The organism is Curtobacterium sp. MCJR17_020, assembly GCF_003234365.2.
Lineage (GTDB): Bacteria > Actinomycetota > Actinomycetes > Actinomycetales > Microbacteriaceae > Curtobacterium.
The window spans coordinates 1,480,995-1,500,672 of record NZ_CP126260.1; the positions used below are offsets into that span (position 1 = coordinate 1,480,995).

The 19,678-nt window shown below is 65.9% G+C and carries 7 protein-coding genes; 2 read left to right on the forward strand and 5 right to left on the reverse strand.

Going from position 1 to position 19,678, the window contains the following annotated elements; genetic code table 11:
- Nucleotides 1-12: 12 nt before the first annotated feature.
- The 3 genes from DEJ14_RS07065 to DEJ14_RS07075 are packed head-to-tail and all read right to left on the reverse strand — an operon-like array spanning nt 13 to nt 14,102.
- Nucleotides 13-6,486: a DEAD/DEAH box helicase gene (locus DEJ14_RS07065; protein ID WP_111086754.1), complete on the reverse strand. Its 6,474-nt coding sequence runs from the start codon at nt 6,484-6,486 to the stop codon at nt 13-15.
- Nucleotides 6,483-11,177 carry an Eco57I restriction-modification methylase domain-containing protein gene (locus DEJ14_RS07070; protein WP_258373385.1) on the reverse strand — a complete coding sequence of 1,565 codons (4,695 nt, stop codon included), beginning with the start codon at nt 11,175-11,177 and terminating at the stop codon, nt 6,483-6,485. Before DEJ14_RS07070 ends, DEJ14_RS07065 begins: the two co-directional genes overlap by 4 nt.
- A 3-nt stretch (nt 11,178-11,180) precedes the next feature.
- Nucleotides 11,181-14,102: a helicase-related protein gene (locus DEJ14_RS07075; protein WP_220036471.1), complete on the reverse strand. Its 2,922-nt coding sequence runs from the start codon at nt 14,100-14,102 to the stop codon at nt 11,181-11,183.
- An 851-nt stretch (nt 14,103-14,953) separates the two neighbouring features.
- On the opposite strand from DEJ14_RS07075, the gene DEJ14_RS07080 reads away from it, so the two are divergent.
- A complete protein-coding gene (locus DEJ14_RS07080) occupies nt 14,954-15,514 on the forward strand; it encodes a DUF4365 domain-containing protein (protein WP_181437656.1) in 561 nt (186 codons plus the stop codon).
- Nucleotides 15,511-16,716, forward strand: coding sequence for a hypothetical protein (locus tag DEJ14_RS07085; RefSeq protein WP_111086757.1), 1,206 nt, complete (start codon nt 15,511-15,513; stop codon nt 16,714-16,716). The genes DEJ14_RS07080 and DEJ14_RS07085 overlap by 4 nt, the downstream gene beginning before the upstream one ends.
- A 380-nt stretch (nt 16,717-17,096) precedes the next feature.
- On the opposite strand, the gene DEJ14_RS07090 is transcribed toward DEJ14_RS07085, so the two are convergent.
- Both DEJ14_RS07090 and DEJ14_RS07095 read right to left on the reverse strand, forming a co-directional pair.
- The gene (locus DEJ14_RS07090; protein ID WP_111086758.1) at nt 17,097-18,155 is read right to left on the reverse strand and encodes a MupG family TIM beta-alpha barrel fold protein; all 1,059 of its coding nucleotides are present in this window, start codon (nt 18,153-18,155) and stop codon (nt 17,097-17,099) included.
- Nucleotides 18,155-19,657: a PTS transporter subunit EIIC gene (locus tag DEJ14_RS07095; protein WP_111086759.1), complete on the reverse strand. Its 1,503-nt coding sequence runs from the start codon at nt 19,655-19,657 to the stop codon at nt 18,155-18,157. The genes DEJ14_RS07090 and DEJ14_RS07095 overlap by 1 nt, the downstream gene beginning before the upstream one ends.
- Nucleotides 19,658-19,678 lie beyond the last annotated feature (21 nt).

Consider the following 19,678-nt stretch of genomic DNA (forward strand, 5'->3'; position numbering starts at 1 on the left):
AGCCATCCCTCCTCATGCTTCGGGCCCGTCATTGAGCGGGAATTGCGCGAGGAACGCCTCGCGGATGTTGTCGTACGCAGCGGGCAGGACGTTCCAGCCCGCGGCCTCGAGATCGGTCCGGTCAACGGCGCTCATCGCGACGTCCACGGCGAGCTTCATCGACGACCACCCGATCGACAGCGGGATGCCGTCCTCGACCTCCACGCCGACCTCGGGAACCCGGTCGATCTCCGCTTCCAGCGCGAGACGGAGGAGTAGCTCGCGTTCGCTCACGTCGGCGAGGTCGAGCGCGTCCTGCCATTCCGCGGGCACAGTGTGCGCCGTGGTCGAGGCATCGACGGCGGCACCAGGCGCGGGGGCCACCACGAACGCCTCGCACTCCGACGTGGTCCCGATGAGCGCGGTTCGCACATCGCCGGCACCCAGCAGGTTCCCGAGATGGAGCCACTCCGCCCAAACGTCTACGAAGTCATGCTGGGCCGCGCGTTCTGGCGAGTCGTCGATCATGGCTGCGGCCCAGGCCGGAACAGGAGCCACGTCGCCGGCGGAACTCCGCGACAACAGGGTGAGACCGGGCCGAGCAAAGGTCCAGGTCAGGCCGCCGTCGCGCGCCGCGAGGTCCGCGAACGACGACGCAATCGGCGCGAACGGCGTCGTGTCGAAGTGCGCCGGAGCGCTTGCCGCATACGACAACATCGGAAGCGCATGTGCGACACGTCGCCAGTGTCCCTGGGTCGTCTCCGGGTCGGCGACCCACCCCATCAGCAACCGCATGGGGTCGCGTCGAAGCATCTCGAGGGCAGCTGGCGCGAGAAGGTACGCCGCCTCGACACCGCCTGTTCGCGAAGCGTCGTACCACTCGGGCATCTGTCCGTCGACACCATCGGCGGCTCGCTGCATGTCCTGCCACGTGATCGACAGGACGTTGTAACCGAGCTCGCGCAGACCGCGCCGCTTCGCAGCGTCGTCCGCCAGACGGTTGTGCGCTGGCGACGCGTGGTAGGCGTACCCGTCGGCGTAGATCGCGATCGGCGGGATCGGGGAACCGGTCGTCTCGAGGACGAAGTCAGGCCGGGTACCGCCGATCAGGGGCTGCGGACGGAGCGTCCACGTCCGGTGCTGGTTCGGCAGCGTGACCTGCACCTTAGAACCCCATGCGGTGTCAGTCTCCTTGATCGAGGCACCCAGCGTGATGACCCGCTCCTTGAACACCTTCCGAAACCACTGTTCTAGGTGTGACTCGGGGTCTTCGATCGGGTTGTCGACCGAGTCGACGACCCAGTCCTGCGGCTCGCCGTTCTGGACCTGTAGGAGCTTCTCGAGGTTGCGCAGGGCACTGGCGCGCGAGACGGCGTCGGCGTTGCCGCCGGGCGCATACGGAAGCAGACACTGATCGCACGCGGAGCGGCGGTCGTCCGTCGCGCATCGGCAGGCCTGGAGGGCCGTGCGAGCGCGTTCGAGTACTTCACGGATACGAGCCGGTTCCGCCAGGTCGGCGAGGTACCCGGTGCCGCCGGGAACAGTGTCGTGGATGAGGAGCGCCTCGTTGTTCACTTCGTGCCCGAGTAGCGGCTCGACGCACGTCGCGATGTGCAGGTGGTCCGGATCCCCTCCGATGACCTCGCGGAGACCGAGCTGGATCGCCGCGGACAGGCTCGGCAGACTGAGGCTGTCGCCGATCGTCATGGACGTCGGGACACGCAGCAGGATGGCCTGGGTCCGGAGCGTCCGGGTCAGCACGATCGACTCGGCGTGTTCTTCGACAGAATTGCGGTGCGGGCACCAAGCGCGATGCTCGTTCGCCGCGTTCTTCCCCCCATCACGGTCGAGTTTTCCGCACGCACGGCACAGGCGGAAGAGCGGCGCGGCATAATCAGATCCGGCGATGACACGGTTCCCGCCGGAGCTGGCCTTGCCGAGGTTGAGCCAGCGGATCGTCATCGACCGGGAGTATTTGACCCCCAGCCCGACTTCGTCGACGAACCAGGGGTGGAGGATGCTGGCCGGGTCGATGTCCGCTGCGAGCTGGACGGTGAACGGCGTTCGCGTGCGGTCGTCGTCGGCATCGTTGATGGTCGACTCGTCTCGCCGGACCTCCGCCGAGACCTGCTCCATCTCGACGGTGGAGTACCGCTGGTTCGTGTCCGCGATGGCGGTCGTTCCGCAGCGGGGGCAGACCGACGGCGCGGGGTGCTCGACGTCGATGTCGGCCGCAAATCCGCAGGCCGGGCAGAACACCGTCGTGTGGATCCGTTCGCCATCCTGCCCGAGGTCGACGGCATCGATGTCGATCTCGAGTCCTTGTGCGTAGAAGCGGCTACCCGGCGCGAGTTCGCTGATCGCAATGCTGCGTCCGCGCTCGTAGGTCCGGTCGTCGGTCTCGAACTCCCCGCTCTCGGGGTCGACCCAGCTCAGGCCGACGTTGAGCTGCACACGGTCGTCGAGGAGCGTGTAGTTGGGGAGCACACCGAACCGTTCGAGTGCGGCAATCCAGAACTCACCGCGCAGTTCCTGGAGCTGTTTCCGCACGAGCCGAAGCGACGCACGCGCGGAGCGAAGCGCGGTGACGGCACTGTCCTCCTTAGACACCGCCGCCTGCTGCTCGAGTTCCGGTAGCGATTCCTCGATCTGCTTCATGCGGAGTCGCAGGGTCTCTGCGTCGTGGTTCCAGTCCGCGCTGGCCCGCACCATCGTCTGCGCAAGCCCGCTCGAGCCTGCGACGTCGACGACCATGGTCGCCCAGTCGCGGAGCGCTGCCTTGGACCCGTCGCTCACCCCTTCCATCGAGCCGAGGAACGCGTCGAGGAGCTCCTCGGACCGCGATTCCGCCGTCGCGATGACCTTCGCGATGAACGACGTCCCCTCGGTCTTGCGCAGGACGCTCATCGCGTCCTTCAACAGCCCAAGGTCGTCCGCCGTAGCGAGCTGGTCGACGACGAACGCCGTGTACTGGCGCCGGATGATCTCCACCGCGTTCAGGTACGTGGCCGGCGGGCGGACCGAACCGTTGATCACCGAGAGCGGGTCCCCGATCTTCGGAAGCTGTGCCCCGCGGCCGAGCACGAACGCGGTTATCAGTGCGTTACCGGTGAGGCGTCCCGCACGCCCCACGCGCTGCAGGTACGAGGAGACGGAGCGGGGGAGGCCCGCGAGGAACACCGTCGACAGGTCGCCGATGTCGATACCCATCTCGAGCGTGGGCGTCGCGACGAGGACGTTCGGCGCGTCGGGCCTGGTGTCTGACGCCTTGAACGCGTTCTCGTACTCCAGGCGGGTCTTGTCGTCGAGCAGACCCGTGTGCTCGCGAGCGACCACGCGACGCATCATGCCGGTGTCGTACTGTCGCCTGTAGTAGTTGTCTGCGTCTCCCTCTGAGGGAAGGAGGTGCCCACGGCATCGGTCGGCGGTGCACGGTCCGCCGACGAGCTGCGACGCCACCGCTGTCGCGACCGGGGTGGTGGTCTCGCACGTGTCGCAGACCATGATCAGGTCGCCGCTAATCAGCGCGGCGTCGTCCGCGGGCGCGACGATCACCGAGCTCGGGCGAAGACCATATGCGCGGGCCTCGCTTCCCTTTATCGGCCAGCTGACGATGATCTCTTCGTGATCGAGTCGTTCGAAGAGCCGTTGAACCAAATTGGCGCTGACCGCGGCGGTCACATCGAGGTTCTTCCGGGTCCACCGGGCGTACCAGCTCTGCGAGGAGGACGCTTGGTCGAGGTTTGACTCCCGCCCACCCTGTGTCCTCGGGCCGAACCGCGCAAACGCGGGTGCCTCACGGCCATTCGGGAAGGCCGGCATGCCCTGCCGCCTGGCGGGCCGACCGCCCCAGACCCACCACCGCTCGCCGTTCTCCTCGATGTACCGACGAAGCCAGTCGTGCTCGATGGCGCCGCGCTCCCGCAGCCTTTCAAGCGTGCCCCGGACCCATCGCACCAGCGCATCGGACGTGATCGTGCCGTCGGAGTCGTCATCGAGTCGATCTGCAGTCTCGATCCCGTCGATCGCTGCGCGACCGATCGCTTCCAACCTGGAGGCGGTGCCCGCGTCGACGGAGGCAACTAGGCTGCCCGTCTCCTCCAGCGTCCGACCCACCCTTGACTGGAGGCCGAACTCGAGCGCAAGGTCGAAGCGGACCCGCTCCTTGACCCGGTTCTTGACGGCAGGGGAGGGCTTCCTGCGTGGGTCCCAGAACGCGCCGAACCCGGCGCGATCCACGAGGTCCGGCGGGAGCAGTCGGTACCGCTCGGCCGGGGTCGTCGCTGCCTGGATCATGGCGTCGGCGACGTCGTCCAGGCTCATCGGAGCGTCGACGACCGACCGGACCGCGTTCCGCAGGTTGAACACGTGCGCGCGGCTCTGGATGAATCCCGCCCGGTGCGCTGCGTCCTGCACACTGTCGGTGAAGACGAGCGCTTTCTTCTCGCCTTGGTCGAGGTCTCGGTCGCCGAAGAGCGTCGTTACGACCACCGAGAGCTGCGTTGCGATCGCTGATCCGAGGAAGCGGATGCCCTCACGCTTGCCACAGTTCGGGCAGGTGTCCCGCCCCGACTCTTCATCGGCATCCGTGTCGGTCAGCGTGAGTATGGGGACGATGGTGTTCGCATCACGCTCGGCAGCCGACGGGAGCTCGATGCGGAGCTCGCGGTTCTCGACGTGGAGCCACCGCAGCTGCTCGGCGCTCTCACCCGTCCCCTCGAGCGCCATTTCACCTTCTCGCGGAGCGTGGATCAAGGCACGGAAGCGACTCTTCTTCGACCGCGCGGCGTGGTTGCGCCGGATCGAGTCGTCATCGGTCGACAGAGAGAAGCCGATCGGTCCAAGCTCCACACCCCATCCGCTCCGGCCACAGTGGCGGCAAAACACGGCTGGGAAGGCGTGTGAATCGGGTGCTTGAGCGACGTCAAGTTGCTCGGCCGACGGCACATCGCCGTCGTCGGTCCATGCGAACGCAGGCGACGCCTGTGCGAAGCGATCAACGCGCGACAACGCTCGGATCCAGAGGTGGAGGTCGACAGAGACCGCTTCGCGTCCGGCCTCTTTCCGCACATGGCTCAGCGCACCGAAGACGGCGATGAGCGTACGAGACCGGTCGGAGTCACGATCCGTTGCCGTCTGTGACGCGGCGAGCTCGTTCGGGAACACCTCCGCGCTGAGCGCGGAGAGCGGAACCGAGGCGGCTGCTCGTCGGACCAGCTCTTGCACGAACGGGTGCGCCTGCAGGAGATGGAGGAGCAGGGCGAATCGATCTGCTCGATTCGGTGCAGAGTCGAGCGCCAGGTGGAGACGGTCACGCGCTCGTTGGCCGTCATCCTCGGCGTACTGTTCGTCCTGTGTGGCGTACAGCCAGTCGACGACGCGCTCCGTGAGCCGGTCTGCATCCCGAGGCCCCGTCTTGGCGTCTGCATCGATGAGCTCGAGCAGCCCGTGCACTCGGAAGTCAGTCACCTCCGCCGCGATGAGGTCGATCTCGGCGAGAAGTTCCTCGGACTGGTCGACCCAGTCCTCGACCGTTTGCCGGGTCTCCGTCACGACACTGTCCGCATCGAACCCGCCACCGAACACGGTGTTCGCGAAGTTGACCATCGCGGTGGGATCACCGCCGTCACCGAGCGTCGCAGACGTCGCTACGGGTGTGAGCAGACCGAGGGGCCTATCCCGCGCGACGTCTGGGACGTCGGCATCGGACGGCCACCTGGACTTGAGCGCGAGACCGAGCCGCCGGAGCAGCATCGCGACGTCGGTGCCCTGTGCCCCGTCGTAGATGTGGAACTCGTCGAGGACGAGGTACCGAAGGCTCAGCGCACTCTGGTCCCACAGCGCCCGGTCGCCCGGACGCAGGAGGAGCTGGTCGAGCATCTTGTAGTTGGTGAGCAGGATGTCCGGTGCGAGCGACCGGATCTCGTCGCGCTCGGTGATGAGGTTGCCAGCCGTCACGGTCCGCTGTGTCGGCCCGGTCTGGCCGGTGTAGAGCGCGGCACGGATGCCGCCGAGCGCCGTATCGGTCGTGATGAGCTCCGCGATTCGACGAGCCTGGTCGTTTGCGAGCGCGTTCATCGGGTAGAGGATCAGTGCCTTGACGCCCTGCACACCATCCCGCTTGGCGCGGAGCACGTGATCGACGATCGGATGGAGGAACGCCTCCGTCTTGCCCGATCCGGTGCCGGTTGTCACGAGCGTCGGCTGTGGTTCCCTGTGACCAGGGCGGGAGAGTGAGCTGAGCCGTTCGTACGCGGCCGCCTGGTGTCCGTACGGCCGCCGTGGCGGTTGCCATTCCAGCGAGTTCTCCCAACCTGTGGCGGCTGGCTCGAACGGCAAACGGAGCCGCACGTACGGGCCGCGGAAGATGCCCATCTCAGGATCCTCGAGGAACCGCGAGAGTGACTGCTTGGTCTCGGGGTCCGCGAGCGCGAACGTCGTGGTCAGGTAGTCGAGGAGCCCCTTCCGGATGTCGTCGGCCTGCAGCGTGGGCATGAGCTCACTCATGACTGCTCCTCCAGGAGCTTCTCGAAGTGCGCGTACGCCTGCCGCATGTCGGCCTCGCGGTCCAGCGTCCGGAACGGGAGCTCGTACGTGTACGTGTTGCCCGAAGCGTTCGTGGCCGTGCGTTCCTCAGCACTCATCCCCTCCTGCTTCTGCCGCCAGACCTTGAGCACTTCATTCGGGACGAGGCGGCCGTTCGAGTCGTAGAAGTAGACGTTGTGGTCGTAGCCGTAGAGGACCGCGAACTGGGTGCGGTAGATGGTGCAGAGTTCATCCGCCGTCAAGCCGAGAGACAGAGCGAAAAGCGCGTCGATCTCGATGTGCGCCTGCCGGCGATCTGATGCTCGTCGAAGCGGCGTCGTATCCGACCAATCGTGTTCTCGGTCGCCAAGGGTCCGGCGCTCCGCATACTCATGCCCACCCGCCCAATTTGAGAGATCGTTCGAAGGTTGTTGTGAGTAGGAATTCTGCCAAAGCGGCGCCCAAGCGCTCGTGACGCAATTGAGGGTCAACCCGCGCCAAGCCATTGCGTCTGCGATCAGCGAAGCGCTCTCAGGAATTGGCAACCTTCTGACGACGCTACGATTTACCGTCGACGGACCAACGGCACGTACCAGAAAGTCCGAAACTAACGACGACATGACTGCGGCGATCAGGCCAATTGATTCTGATGAGGCGGACGCACTCATGACGGCGTTTACGTGTGCCGGGCCTGGAGGAATGATGGAACTGATCAACGTGCGCTCGTTCTTATTGGCTGCCATGTTCCGCCACGCGACGCGGTAGCTGTTCCGGGCTGGACGGTGGTCAGCGCCCCAATGTGTGTAGGCCGCATCGTAGAGGGACTGCTCGGCGGCTGGCTTGTAGGCGGTCACCGGGAGGGCATCGGGCGCGAGTGTCTCGAGGTCGATCGAGGACCAGTCTTGGTTGTGCAACATCGTGCTGTTCGGCGATTTGTAGAACGGATTGCCGACGAAGATGTGCGGCCCTTGGAGGATCGCGTCGTCCCAGGAGCCCACCTGGCCCCACCGCTTGTCAAACATGCCCCGCTTGAAGTCGGTGGTCTCGTTCCACCCCTGCGAGAATTCCAATCCGAGTGAATCGAGTCGCGGAGCGCCAGCAATCTTTTCGAGGACCACGGCGGTCGCCTTGTTCACTGCATACACCATCCGTGTTTGTCGAACCGGCACATCGCTATCTTCGAGGATCGCATGCCAGGTGCGTAGTACTGAGTCGTCGACACGGAGGATTCGGCCTTGATGGGGACGAATGTCCCAATTCCCATCCGGATCCTTCAGGCCCGGCTCTTCCGCAGAGGATCGAATGACGCGCGATCGGCGAGCAACATCCGGGTGGTATAGGTAGGTTGCCATTTCGAACTGCGTATCCGCGAGGATGCTGCCATATATATGGACGCCGAATGACGCCTTGTCGTCGATTTCGAATAGCATCTTCTCATTGATAAAATGCCAGTGCTGACGGAGCCGCGCATAAGTGGACCTGCGGAGTTCACGCGCCTTCTCGTCCGTAAAATGCGTCTCCGGATGAATTAGCCCGGTTGCACCGCGCTGACTAGCGTGTCGCCAGGTCTGCTCCATGAAGCACCGATAGAGGTCCGGTCGAAGCCCGGCAAGCAACGGGTAGTTGATGGTGTCTCCAACGGAGGAGCGTGTCGCGACGACGGAACTCAGATCGTCGAGGTAAGCACGACGGACCAGCGGGTGTGTCAGCGCGAGCTGACGTCGTCGAATCACTTCGGCAGCGGGGGGCTTGGCGGTCAGCGTCCACCAGGGGTCATGCTCCCCGAGCGACGCGGCTTCGTCCCAATCGGGGCGCACCCACGGGGGGTTACCGACCTGCAGGTCGAATCCACCCCGGGCGAACACCGGGGCGAAGTCGAGTTCCCAGTGGAAGAAGCCTTGCTGTTGCGTGATCCGCTCCGCAGCGCCCAACCAAGGGCGCTCGACGAGGAGGACGTCGAGATCGGTTACGCTCGCGAACGCGAGATCGTCTGCTTCCTCGTCATTGAGCGCCTCCCAGCCGGTCTGCCGCGCACCTAGCGTGACCTGGCCGTGGCGAGCCGCAGCCGGTCGAGCTGTCGTGTGCTCCCCAAGCAGCTGGCGGAGCGTCGCGATCCACTCGTCGAGGGTCGGCGGCGTCGCGCCTTCGGTCAACGTGTCCGTGAGCGGCCAGAACCACATCGCGCACCACGCATCCATCGCTCTGTGGAGGCGTTGGTACGCGCCGTTCGGGTCACTGAGCTTGTGCTCGATCTCCTCGCGCGAGATCGCCCCGCCCGCGTCTGGCTTGCTGTCGCTGCCCCAGAGGGGGATGTCGCGGCGGATCTCGTGCTCAGCGATCTCGAGTCGACGACGCGCAATGTCCCAGAGACGCTCGACGCGATACCCGAGAGCGACGAGCGTGTCTGTCTGCTGCTTGGTCGGCTTAGCGAGGACCTGGCGTCGCCATCCCTTCAGTGCTGCGAGTGCTTCGGTAGCGAGCTCCTTCGCCTCCTTCGCATCGACCGCGCTGCCCCAGCCTTCCGCAGGGAGCAGGAAGTGGTGCACCGTGCCATCGACGCCGGCACGGGGGGCGTCAGTCTCGGACACCCCTGTGAACAGCGGAGCATCTCGGGGAACTGTCTTGAGCCAGGCTTTCGATGCGATGGCCGCGCGGTCGTACACAGCGCGACGCGCGCCGATGAGCGAGTTGCCGCGACGCAGGTGTAGACCGAACCACGGCGCCTGCAGCCCCTCCGACATGGTGTCGAGCCACAGAGTGATCTCGGCGAACTCCACGGCCGTGGCGTTGAGGTCGACGCCGTAGACCTGGTGCAGAGCGATCGACGCCTTGACGCGCTGCAGCTCGGCCGGGTACTCGTCCGGATCGATCCGCTGGTCGAGCTCGCTTTGCTTGCGGGTGAGGTACTGATCCGCCAGCTGCCGGACGGCTTCGATAGCGAACGCTCCGGAGCCCAACGCGGGCTCGCACACGGTCAGCGTGAGGATCTCCTCCGCCGACGTTGTTGAACCGTCCTGGTCGAGGAGTTCCTCGAGCGCCTGGCTCACCGTGAACTGGGTGAGGGCCTCTGGCGTGTAGTACGACGCGGACTGCTGTCGCTCGCGGCCCGCGAGCCGGTAGACGAACGATCCCTTCTCGTGTCGGACACGCTTGGGCTCGCCTGTGATGGCATCGGTGCGCATCAGGAAGTGCCGTTCCTCGATGTCGCTGTCCTGCGTGACCGGCAATACCCAAGAACCCTTCGCGGGGTTGCTGTCGGGCGCAACCTCAAACAGGTCCTCCTCGGCGAAGAAGCCGGTGTAGGACATCAAACCTTCGTACACTGCGCCGAGCTGGTTGATCCCAAGGTCGGCGTAGCTGATGAAGCCGCGGTCTCGGCTGCGGCTCTCCCGGCTGAGCAGCAACCGCGCAAGGACTTGCTGCATCGCATCGTCACTGAGCTGCACCGCATCGATGTGCGCCACCGCCGCCGGTTCGAACAGATCCGCCCGGATGCTCTCGAACGGGAGGCCCTCTTGCAGTCCGTCACGCGTGTGCCGTTCCGGACGGTGGCCGTGGTGCACCATGCGGAACAGTACCGCGAGCGACTCGTAGAAGTGCGTGCCAGTCTGCGCCACGGGCGAGGCCAGTTCCACCAGCGTGAGTTCACGCAGACGATCGAGGCTGTAGCCGTTCTCGTACTGCGGGGAGCCGACCGGCAGGATCTCGAGTTGGGGGGATGCCTCGGCGTACAGCAGGAAGAGGATCCGATAGAGGTAGCGGAGCGACTGCTTTGCCAGGGGCTGCGCCTCGGACGGCGGGAGCTGCGGCAGCCCGACGGCGGCCCTGCGTGTGACCACGTCGTTCGCGATAATCTCGATGGACTCGCGGACGCCCTCCCGCAGGTCCTCTGAGACGCCCACGGTGTGCTTGACGGCATCATCGAGTGTCGCTGACCACCAGATCTCACCGTCGGGGTCAGGCGCGAGCGATGCAGCCTCCACGCTCGTCAGCATGCGGTCAATCTCACCGCCGCGCTTGGTGTCGTTCCGTTCGCAGACGAGCTGCAGGTCGATAGCGAGGTAACGGCCCTCGAACCACCGCTCCCGCTCAGCGACGAGCATCCAGCGCCCGGCCATGACGAGCGCGAACGTTGGCGGCGCCTCGCTCGCGAACACGGTCGAGAGAGCCCGCACCACGGAGGTCTCGCCCGTGGCCTCGTCGTCGAGGGACCACGGTTCGAGAAGCGTCTCGGCGTTCTTCTCCATCAGGCTCTCGAGCTGTGAGAACGGTTTGGCGTCGAGAAGCACGAGCGGTGCGCCGCCAGAGACGCCGTGGAGCGCGACGAACCGCAGCGGGCCCGCGTGACGGATGTCGTAGGCGCCGTCCGCGTACCCGAGGACGGACCTGAGGCGCGTCAGGAAAGTGCGCACCGCCTCCAGTCCGGCTTCGCTCACCGAGCCGTCATCGTCGGTATCCGGGCTGATCGTCGTGAGACTGGACAGGAGCTCTGAACGGTGGGCGCTGAAACGAGCGCGGGTGGACTCGTCGTGGTCCGCATCGGTCTCGTCCCACTCAGACCGGCGTGCTCGCACGCGTGCCTGGAAGGACTGCGAGGGCGCGTCGGTCGTCAGGTAATGCTCGCTGATCCAGTCCTCGCCGACGATGATCGCTTCGGATGTCAGGTTCGCCACGGGTCAGACCTCGTTCTCGTTCAGTGGGGCGGTGCCCACCGGTTCGTCCACCGGCAGGACGACCAGGAGCGGCCGGACGAAATGCTGGTTCGGCGACATCTCCTCGGCCATCTGCAGCTCCTTCTCGACTGTGATCCGGTGACGCGTCAGACCCGGGAGTTGCGTCTGCCCAGAGGCGCTCGTCTGCCACTCCGTGGCGCGTTCAGCCCACGTCTCGATGCGGCGCTGGATGTCCGCGCCCGACGCCGCAAGCAACTGCTCCGCCGTGGCCCGCGTCGCGTCCACCGCGAGCGGGATCAGGCGCTGCAGGTCCCGCGTCGCCACCCTGCCGGGGTTGGTCGTCACCGATGCTGAGAATCCCATTGCCGTCAGGGCCGCGCGAGCATCGGCGTGGGACTGCACGGCATGGAGCGACGGTGTGGGGAACTCCACTGTGCAGTACGAACTCGCGACGACCTGGCCGCGCCGATTCGTCAGCGTTGCATGGACGAGGACCATCGGGCTCTCGACGTCTCCACGAACCGCGAACACCGTGTTGCGTCCGAGGCGCGACAGCGCGTGGTCACTCGCCCACTCGAGCACCGGGTGCAGTGGACCGAGGTAGTGCGCCTCGGGCCACGTGGAACTCTGCGCCTTGTTATTGATGGCGTCGTCGGCACTTTGCTTGGCCTGTGGGGGGGTGGTCGCGAGCACCAGGTTCTCCGTCACCTTCCGTTCGCGCAGGTAGGATTGAGGGAGGACGTCGAGGCGCTGCTTAAGGTCCTTTGGGGGGACAAGCTGCGCGATGCCGGTGCTCCGCTTCCACAAGAACCCGCCGCGCTCCGGTGGGTCCGTCGGGACCTCGGAGCGCTCGTCGAGCGCGGTGTCGAGGAACGTCACGAGGTCGGGGAAGAGTCCCGTGCCGGACGTGCTCGCGCTCAGGGCTCCCGGGATGAACGTTGTCGCTTTGGTCGTGGCGTTCGATGCTGGTGTGGCGTCCATCTGCGCGAACAGCGCCTCAAGGCTGTTCGAGTCGTCGTGCAGCAAGGCCTCCGCGGTCCGGACCGTGTCGTCGAGCGTCGCTTTGCCGCGAAGGACGTCGCGGATGGCGTCTTCTTCGGCGCTCGCGCTGTACTTGCCCATCAGTGAGGCCACGTCCCCGAGTGCGCCATGCGCTTCGTTCTCGCGTTCGAGAAGGTTCTTCAACACCTTCACGTCCCCGGCGAAGCGGTCGTTACTCGGGTCGAGCAGGAGCGTCGTGATGCGCGGCGCGTGCTTCTGCCCGTAGCGGTCGATGCGTCCGTTGCGCTGCTCGATCCGGATCAGGCTCCAGGGGATGTCGAAGTGCACCAGCTCGTGACACTGCGAGTGCAGGTTGACGCCTTCGCTTGCCACATCGCCGGTAACGAGGACGCGGATGGGCGAGGATGACTGCTTGAAGGAGTCGACGAGTCGCTGCTGCTCCTCGTCCGTGAGCCCGCCGTGCATGACTGCGATCTGGTTCTCCCGCAGCCTGAGGTCGTGGCGCAGCTTCGTGCGGAGCCAGTGAAGGGTGACCACGCGTTCTGAGAACACGACGAGACGTTCGTCCGACGACGGGCCGATTCCGATCTCACGAGCGTGAGCAAGGAGCGCCTCGTACTTCGCCGACCTGGCATCGAGGGCGGTCACGGTGAGTGCGTGCAGACGTTCGAGCGCTTCGATCTCGCGTTCACGGGCCGGCGACGGCTCACCACGATGGACTCGCTTCAAGCGCTCGGTGAGCGACTCTTCGAGCGCCTTTGGGGACGACAGGAAGGCCTTCGCGAGCGTCCACGCGAAGAGGGAAGACTTCTCCCCGGAATGCGGATCGGACACACCGGGTCGAGGGTGCAGCCAGACGTCGGCCAGCTCGTCTGCGATCGCGTTCTCCGCGGGAGACGCGGCCACGAGGACATTGTTCGGAGCCTGGCGTTCGGCCCAGTCCGAGCCCACCTCTTTCGCGACCGTCGCGCTATGCCGGTGGCGGCGGATCACGAGTCGATCGAGCTCGGACTTGATGATCTCGCCATCCGGCGTCACCGCGGTGGGCTCAAGCATCCTAATGAGCTCAGCGAACGACTCTCTCTTGCCGTTGTGGGGCGTCGCCGAGGCGAGGATGAGCGCCTCGGTGTTCGGTGCGAGGATCCGAGCGAGCTGACCGTTCAGCGTTGCGTTGTTCATCACGTTGTGAGATTCGTCGATGACCACCGCGTCCCATCGCTGCTTCGCGAGGTGGCTGCGATACCGGTCCTGCTTGAGCGTGTCGACGGAGATGATCGCTCGCTTGTAGAAGCTGAACGGATTGCGGGTGGCCGGGAGTTTCTGACGCACGCGCTGGATGCCGACCGAGTCGAGGCGGACGAACGGCAGCGCGAACTTCGTCCACATCTCCTGCTGCATCTGCTCGAGGACGTGCTTCGGGGTGACAACGAGGATACGCTCACCACGACCGCGACGGATCAGCTCAGCGAGGATCATCCCGATCTCGATGGTTTTGCCCAAGCCGACGGCGTCCGCAATGAGGATGCGCGGACGCAGGTTGGCGGGGTCGAGCGCCTTGCGGACGGCCTCGCGCTGGTACTCGAGCGGGTCCGCGAGCATCTGTGTCGAGACGCCCAGGGCCGTGTCGTGCAACGGGACCGGCGTCTTGCGGACCGTCGCCTCGAGCCAGAGTTTCGCTCTTCGATAGCCAGAGGAGTCATCGCCGACGACTCGCGCTGCTGCAGGGTCGAGGACCCCAATGTCGTCGATGTCGCTGTAGAACGTCGCCGTGGTGTCCCGAACGAGTTCGGACAGGCCCTGCACGGTGATGAGGAGCCCGGACGCTGTGGCCTCTGTCGAAAGGACTAGCCACTCTGCGTCGCGAACCACGACGACGCTACCAGGAGCCACGTTCGGGAAGGGGTGACTCTCGCTCACCGGCACGGCTTCACTCTGGGACACGTCGTGGTACCTCTCACCCCGGTGCGACTGCCAGGGAGCAGTGCACGCTTCATCACGCTAGCGGAACGGCAGCCCGTGGCCGAACTCTCATCATGGCACGAGGCAGTGGCAGTTCTGACGGACGAATTGCCCGTTCTCGTGGGGCACGCCGATGCCCCGGGCGACCGCCATCGGGTTTTATCGAGACACGCTCTGTGCCTTCAAACTGGAGGACGAGGTGTGGGGCCGAGATCGTTCTCAATGGATCGGTGCGACGCACACCCACCCCACCAGTTCGTTGGAGCCGAGCCAAGTGGATCTATCGACCTACCGACCTCATCTGCGCTAGGGCAACGTCGGCCCCCCGCGTTCTTGTCGCTGTTCGTCCGGTCGCGAGGCAGAACTGCACGATGGTCGGCTGGGATGTGACGCAACCATCGTCGGGCCGGATCACGATCCTGTCGTAGTCCAGAGTCGTCGTGCCTGCCAGAGATGCCGCTTTACGTCAGTTCAGATCGAATACTGCCCTGCCTCCCCGCAGAACACGTGGCCGGACGCTCTCGGGACTAACGTACCGACGTGGTCTGGCCCCCTGTAAAAGCTGGCCGTTCACTAGCTTCTTATACTGGTCTACTGATCCTCGCGGGGTCGTGACGGCGGACGAGGCGGCCGCTGTCGAGGTCGCTGCGTAGACGGCCGGGCCCGCTTGCTGCTCCGCAGGCACCCGGGGGCTGAGATGGCAGTCGTCGCTCAGGCCGCGTTCGAGCAAGAGCCTGCACGCGACGTGGTTCCTGCCGGAACGGAACTGCTCCATGTCAAGCAAGGTATGACAACTCCTCGCTATGCTGGTCCTGATGGCGACCGTCAGGACAGGCGCACGGACTCCGAAGAGCCCTTCGGTGTCGTCGCGTCTTGCGATCCCGGCAGGCAGTCATTTCACGGACAACGGACGCAAAGGTCGCTACGGAGTGGCGTATCTACGTTCGCTCGCCGCCCACGCGGGTGTTGCGCTTCAGGAAGCGTCCCCTGATGAGGATATTGACGCCGTCGACGTCACCTTGAAGTTCGGGCGGGCGAGCGCCGAGGTTCAGATTAAGTGCACGAGCAAGTTCAAAGTGGGGCTGGGCGTTGCGAGCCTGCACCTCGATCCTGCCTGGGTCGAGAAGTGGACCGACAGTCTGGTGCCGGTCTTCGTGGTGCTCGTGAAGGTGCCGTCGGTGGTCAGTGATTGGATCGATGGCAGGACAGCATCGACGGTGCATCGGACTGTGGCCTTCGGAAAACGGTTCGATCCGGCTGTCCACGCCACGGCGATGAAGTTCACGCGTGCGGATCAGCTCAAGGCGGAAACGCTTTATGACTGGCGGGACGAGGTCTACGCATTCCATAAGAGCGGACGGGGAGGTGCGACATGAACGCGAACGTCGCCGAAGACCTCGTCGCGTTGCTGCGGTCCCGCGGATGGTCGAAGATCGAGGAGAATCCGAGTGGATCGGATCTTTGGGCCTTTGGAGCCAACCAGTTGCCGTCGGACTACGTCGCGCACGATCACCCCGACGCGGCACAGCGCGTCGCGTATCGAGCCGAGATGTACGTCCCGCACGAAGTTAGGCTCGGCACTTTCCTTTGGACCGATTTGCTTGAGCGCGTCGCCGCAGCTCACGAAGAGCAGCGACCGCAGTTAGAGCGGGCTCTCGAGATGGTGCGATTCGACGTCACGCGGTTTCGTATCGACGGTCGCCACACCGTTCCGCTAGAAACCGGCGCCACCGTGATCAGCTCAGCTTTCGGCATGATACGTGCAGCGGCGACAGCAGCTCGTCGTCCACGCCAGTCGATTGGCAGCAACTACTCCAAGCTCGCCGACCAGATCGTTCGGGAGGCTCGGCTCGCCCACACCGAGGAGGGATCGTTCGTCTTTCCGGTGGCGCTCAAAGTCAATCCGCCGGAGCCTGAACCCGAAACACAGCTTGATGATGAAGTGTTCTCGTCCGCGCCTTCAGAGTCTGCGGAGCGTCGTGTCACGCGCACTCTCGCGCAGGCGATGGCAGCGTTTGACAAGCATGTCGTGCAGCCCGCCACCGATCCGCGCATGCGAGACCTCACACCCGTGATCATCGCCGGCGGTACGAAGGAAATGTTCACCAACCTCAGTCGTGCTGTGTCGGAGCCCGACGTCGGATGGCTCGAGACCGGATTCACCTGGGCGCCAGTTGAGGGCATTTCGGCCGACCCGCCGAGCCGGATCAGCATCCCGGCTGACGCCGATGCCCGCCACCTGATCTCTCGCGCAGTGCAGTTGCTGTCGACGTCGAGGAGCGACGCAGTGCGCGTCATCACCGGTCCAATCATCCGCATCGAACACAGTCCTGGTGACCCTTTTGGAGAAATCGCTGTCCAGTCCCCGTCCGGGACAAGCTCGCGGCATGGACGCGTCGAGGCCGTGGTCCGGCGCGAGCGGCTGGATCAGATCCATCTCTGGATGAGCCAAGGGACGACTGTCGTACTCCAGGGCGAAGTCGCACGGCGACCAGGGCGCTCTGCACGTCTGGCTGGGATCGCGAGTCCGCAAGCCCTCGAAGATGCGCTGTCAGGAGTCGATGACGTCAGCGCGTAAGGAGAGGGCGCCCTAGGGTGTCGCAAGTGCCGAATGCCTGGCTCGGGCTGCCGTAGCCCGACATCTCGTGGCCGTTCGTGCTGGCCTACTCGCAGATAGTCGCGAGCTCGTCGAAGTTCCGCGCTTGGGATTCCGCGACGTCAGATCGCGCGAGGCTAGATCCGAAGATGACGTCGGCCTAACCGTGGCCGTGATCGAGCTTCACCGCGTCCATTGCTCAGCCGGGCCTGGATTTGGTTCGCCGTCGGTGCTGCGGTGACCGAGCAGTAACGGACCACCGGTTTCAAGGCGGGCGAAGGCGAGAGCAACCGCGTTCACTTTCCCCGCCAGGACGGGGATTTCGCCGCTTGGCCCCTGCTTCCGCTGCTCGGCCTTTGGGTTCAGGTCCGAACGCTACTCCGAATGGAGATAGAAACCGCTCGGGAGCCGGGGCCTTCCCTGCCGTTTGAGCATGCCGTAAGGACTGGAGTGGTCGCGAGCACAGTAACTCGATCGTCCGCAGGCAGGTCGCGAAGCGTGATCGCAACCTCGCCGCAGTACCTCCCCGCCGACGCCAACTGCACGGTGACCGAGCCCGCAGGCCTCGGCTGCCCACCGACCTCGGGTAACGGCAGCCCTGCGAACCGCTCCCGTGAGTGCTCGAGCCGGATCATCGCCTCGGCTGCATCGGGCCGGTTCCGATCAGGGATCGCCAGCGCTTCGATGACCAACGGATGCACACCCGGCGCAGCCGTGCCATCGAGGGCGACGAGGTCATCACGGACGAACGACCCCAACCTCGACCACGAGTGATCGGTCAGCGCCGGATCCCCGACGTACACATCGTCCACGCCGGCGTCGTAGAGCGCGACTGCCTGGAACAATGGCGGCATGGTCCGGTGCTCCTCGACGGTGGGCAGTCCTTCGCCGAGCGGCCCACGCCGCACGGAGTCCCCGGCGATGAACGCCCCGATGCGCCAGCCGGAGGACCGGGCGACAGCGACGGACGACGCCACCGAGGACAACGCCAGCCCGGTCCACTCCCGCGGGTAGAAGTTGTGGATCAGCTCGACGTCCAGGTCAGCGAACGGCGCCAGGTCGGCAGCCCGCAGCGTGCTCGCGTTGAGGGCGATCGGCAGGACGGCACTGATCGAGAGGATCTCAGGGACCGAGAACCCGAAGTCGATCCGCGCCCGAGCCACCCCGATCGACAGCAGGAACTCCCACGGCGAATCACCGAGCAACCGCGCGGTGCTGGGGGAGACATCGGCGACCACGGACAACCCCGAGGACGCAGCAGCCGACACGATCGCGGTCGCAGCGGCCCGGGCACCCGCGGGCGAGTCCTCCGGGATGTGCAACGAGGTGAACGCGAGCGTCGCACCCGCGGCCGCGGCGGCCTCGAACGTCGGACCAGCCAGCGGACCATGCGCCAGGTACGCGCTCGCGCCCAACCGCATCAGCGTGCAGCTCCCACGGAGTCAGCCGGCGTGACCTGCACGTCGAGCGGGGCGTCCGGAGCGACGGGGTCGCCGGGCGCAGCAGCCGCCTGCGCCTCGAGGTCAGCCCGCACCGAGTCGGACACCCCGAACAGCAGCGTCGCCACGAACCCGACGACGTACGCCACGACGAGCCCCGACCCGTACCCGAGCAGCGCCCACCCGTAGCCGGACGAGCCGTTCAACAGAGGGATCAGCGACAGGTCCGATGCCCCGATGGCGATCGCTCCGACGGAGTGCCCGAGCTGGTCGAACAGCCCGACGACCCCGCCACCGAACGCCCCACCGATGCACGCGGTGATGAACGGCCGACCGAGGGGGAGCGTCACGCCGTAGATCAGAGGCTCGCCGACGCCGAGGAACCCAGCCGGAAGCGCACCACGGATCGTCCGCACCAGCGAGGCGTTCGAGCGGAACCGCACCCACAGCGCGATGCACGCACCGATCTGCCCGGCACCACCCATCGCCAACACGGGCAGCAATACGGTCCACCCGGTCTGGTCGATCAGGGTCGTGTGGATCGGGATGAGCCCCTGGTGCATGCCGGTCATGACGAGCGGCAGGAACAGGCCTCCGAGCACGAAGCCGGCAAAGGCCCCACCGTTCGCGAGCAGCCAGGTTGCAGCGGTGCCGATCGCGACGGAGACGACACCGGCGACGGACATCAGGATCCCCAGCGTTACCGACCCCGCGACGAGCACGGTCACGGTCGGCACGACGATGAGCGCGATGACGTCGGGGGTGACCTTGCGCATGAAGCGCTCGACGTAGGCGGCGAGGATGCCGCCGGCCAACGCCCCGAGCACACCGCCCTGCCCGGGAGCCAGGGTCTCGCCGAACACGGTGACGTTCGCGACGCCGGCCGCGACGATGATGCCGCCGACCGCGCCGCCGAGGATGGGCGTGCCGCCGAACTCCTTCGCGGCGTTCATCCCGACGAACACGGCGAGGAGGGACAGGAAGCCGGACGAGAGCACGCCGAGGAAGGGCGTCACCGCGGGCACCCACCCCAGGTTCGTCAGGATGCCGTTGATCCCGGCGATGAGTCCGCAGGCGATCAGTGCGGGGATGAGCGGGATGAAGATCGCGGAGATCTTCCGGATCGCGCGCATGGTGCGGCCGTCGGACCGAGCCCGCGCCGAGGCCTTGATCGACGCGCCGCGAGCTGCAAGTTCTTCAGGTGAGGACCCACCAGCCGCAGCCGCCGGGGCGGCCGCGCGCAGGGCCTCCAGGTCGTCGGCCACGCGGTCGACGAGACCCGGGCCGAGCACGATCTGCAGGTTCGAGCCGGCCGCGATGGCGGCCATGACGCCGTCGGTGGCCTGGAGCGCCGGCAGGTCGACCGACGCGGGAGACGAAACCTCGACCCGGAGTCGGGTCATGCAGTTCTCGACGTCGGCGATGTTCGCGGAGCCTCCGACGGAGTCGAGGATCTGCTGGGCGAGTTGCTGTGCATCGGGCATTGCTGTGCTCCTCGGGGGAAG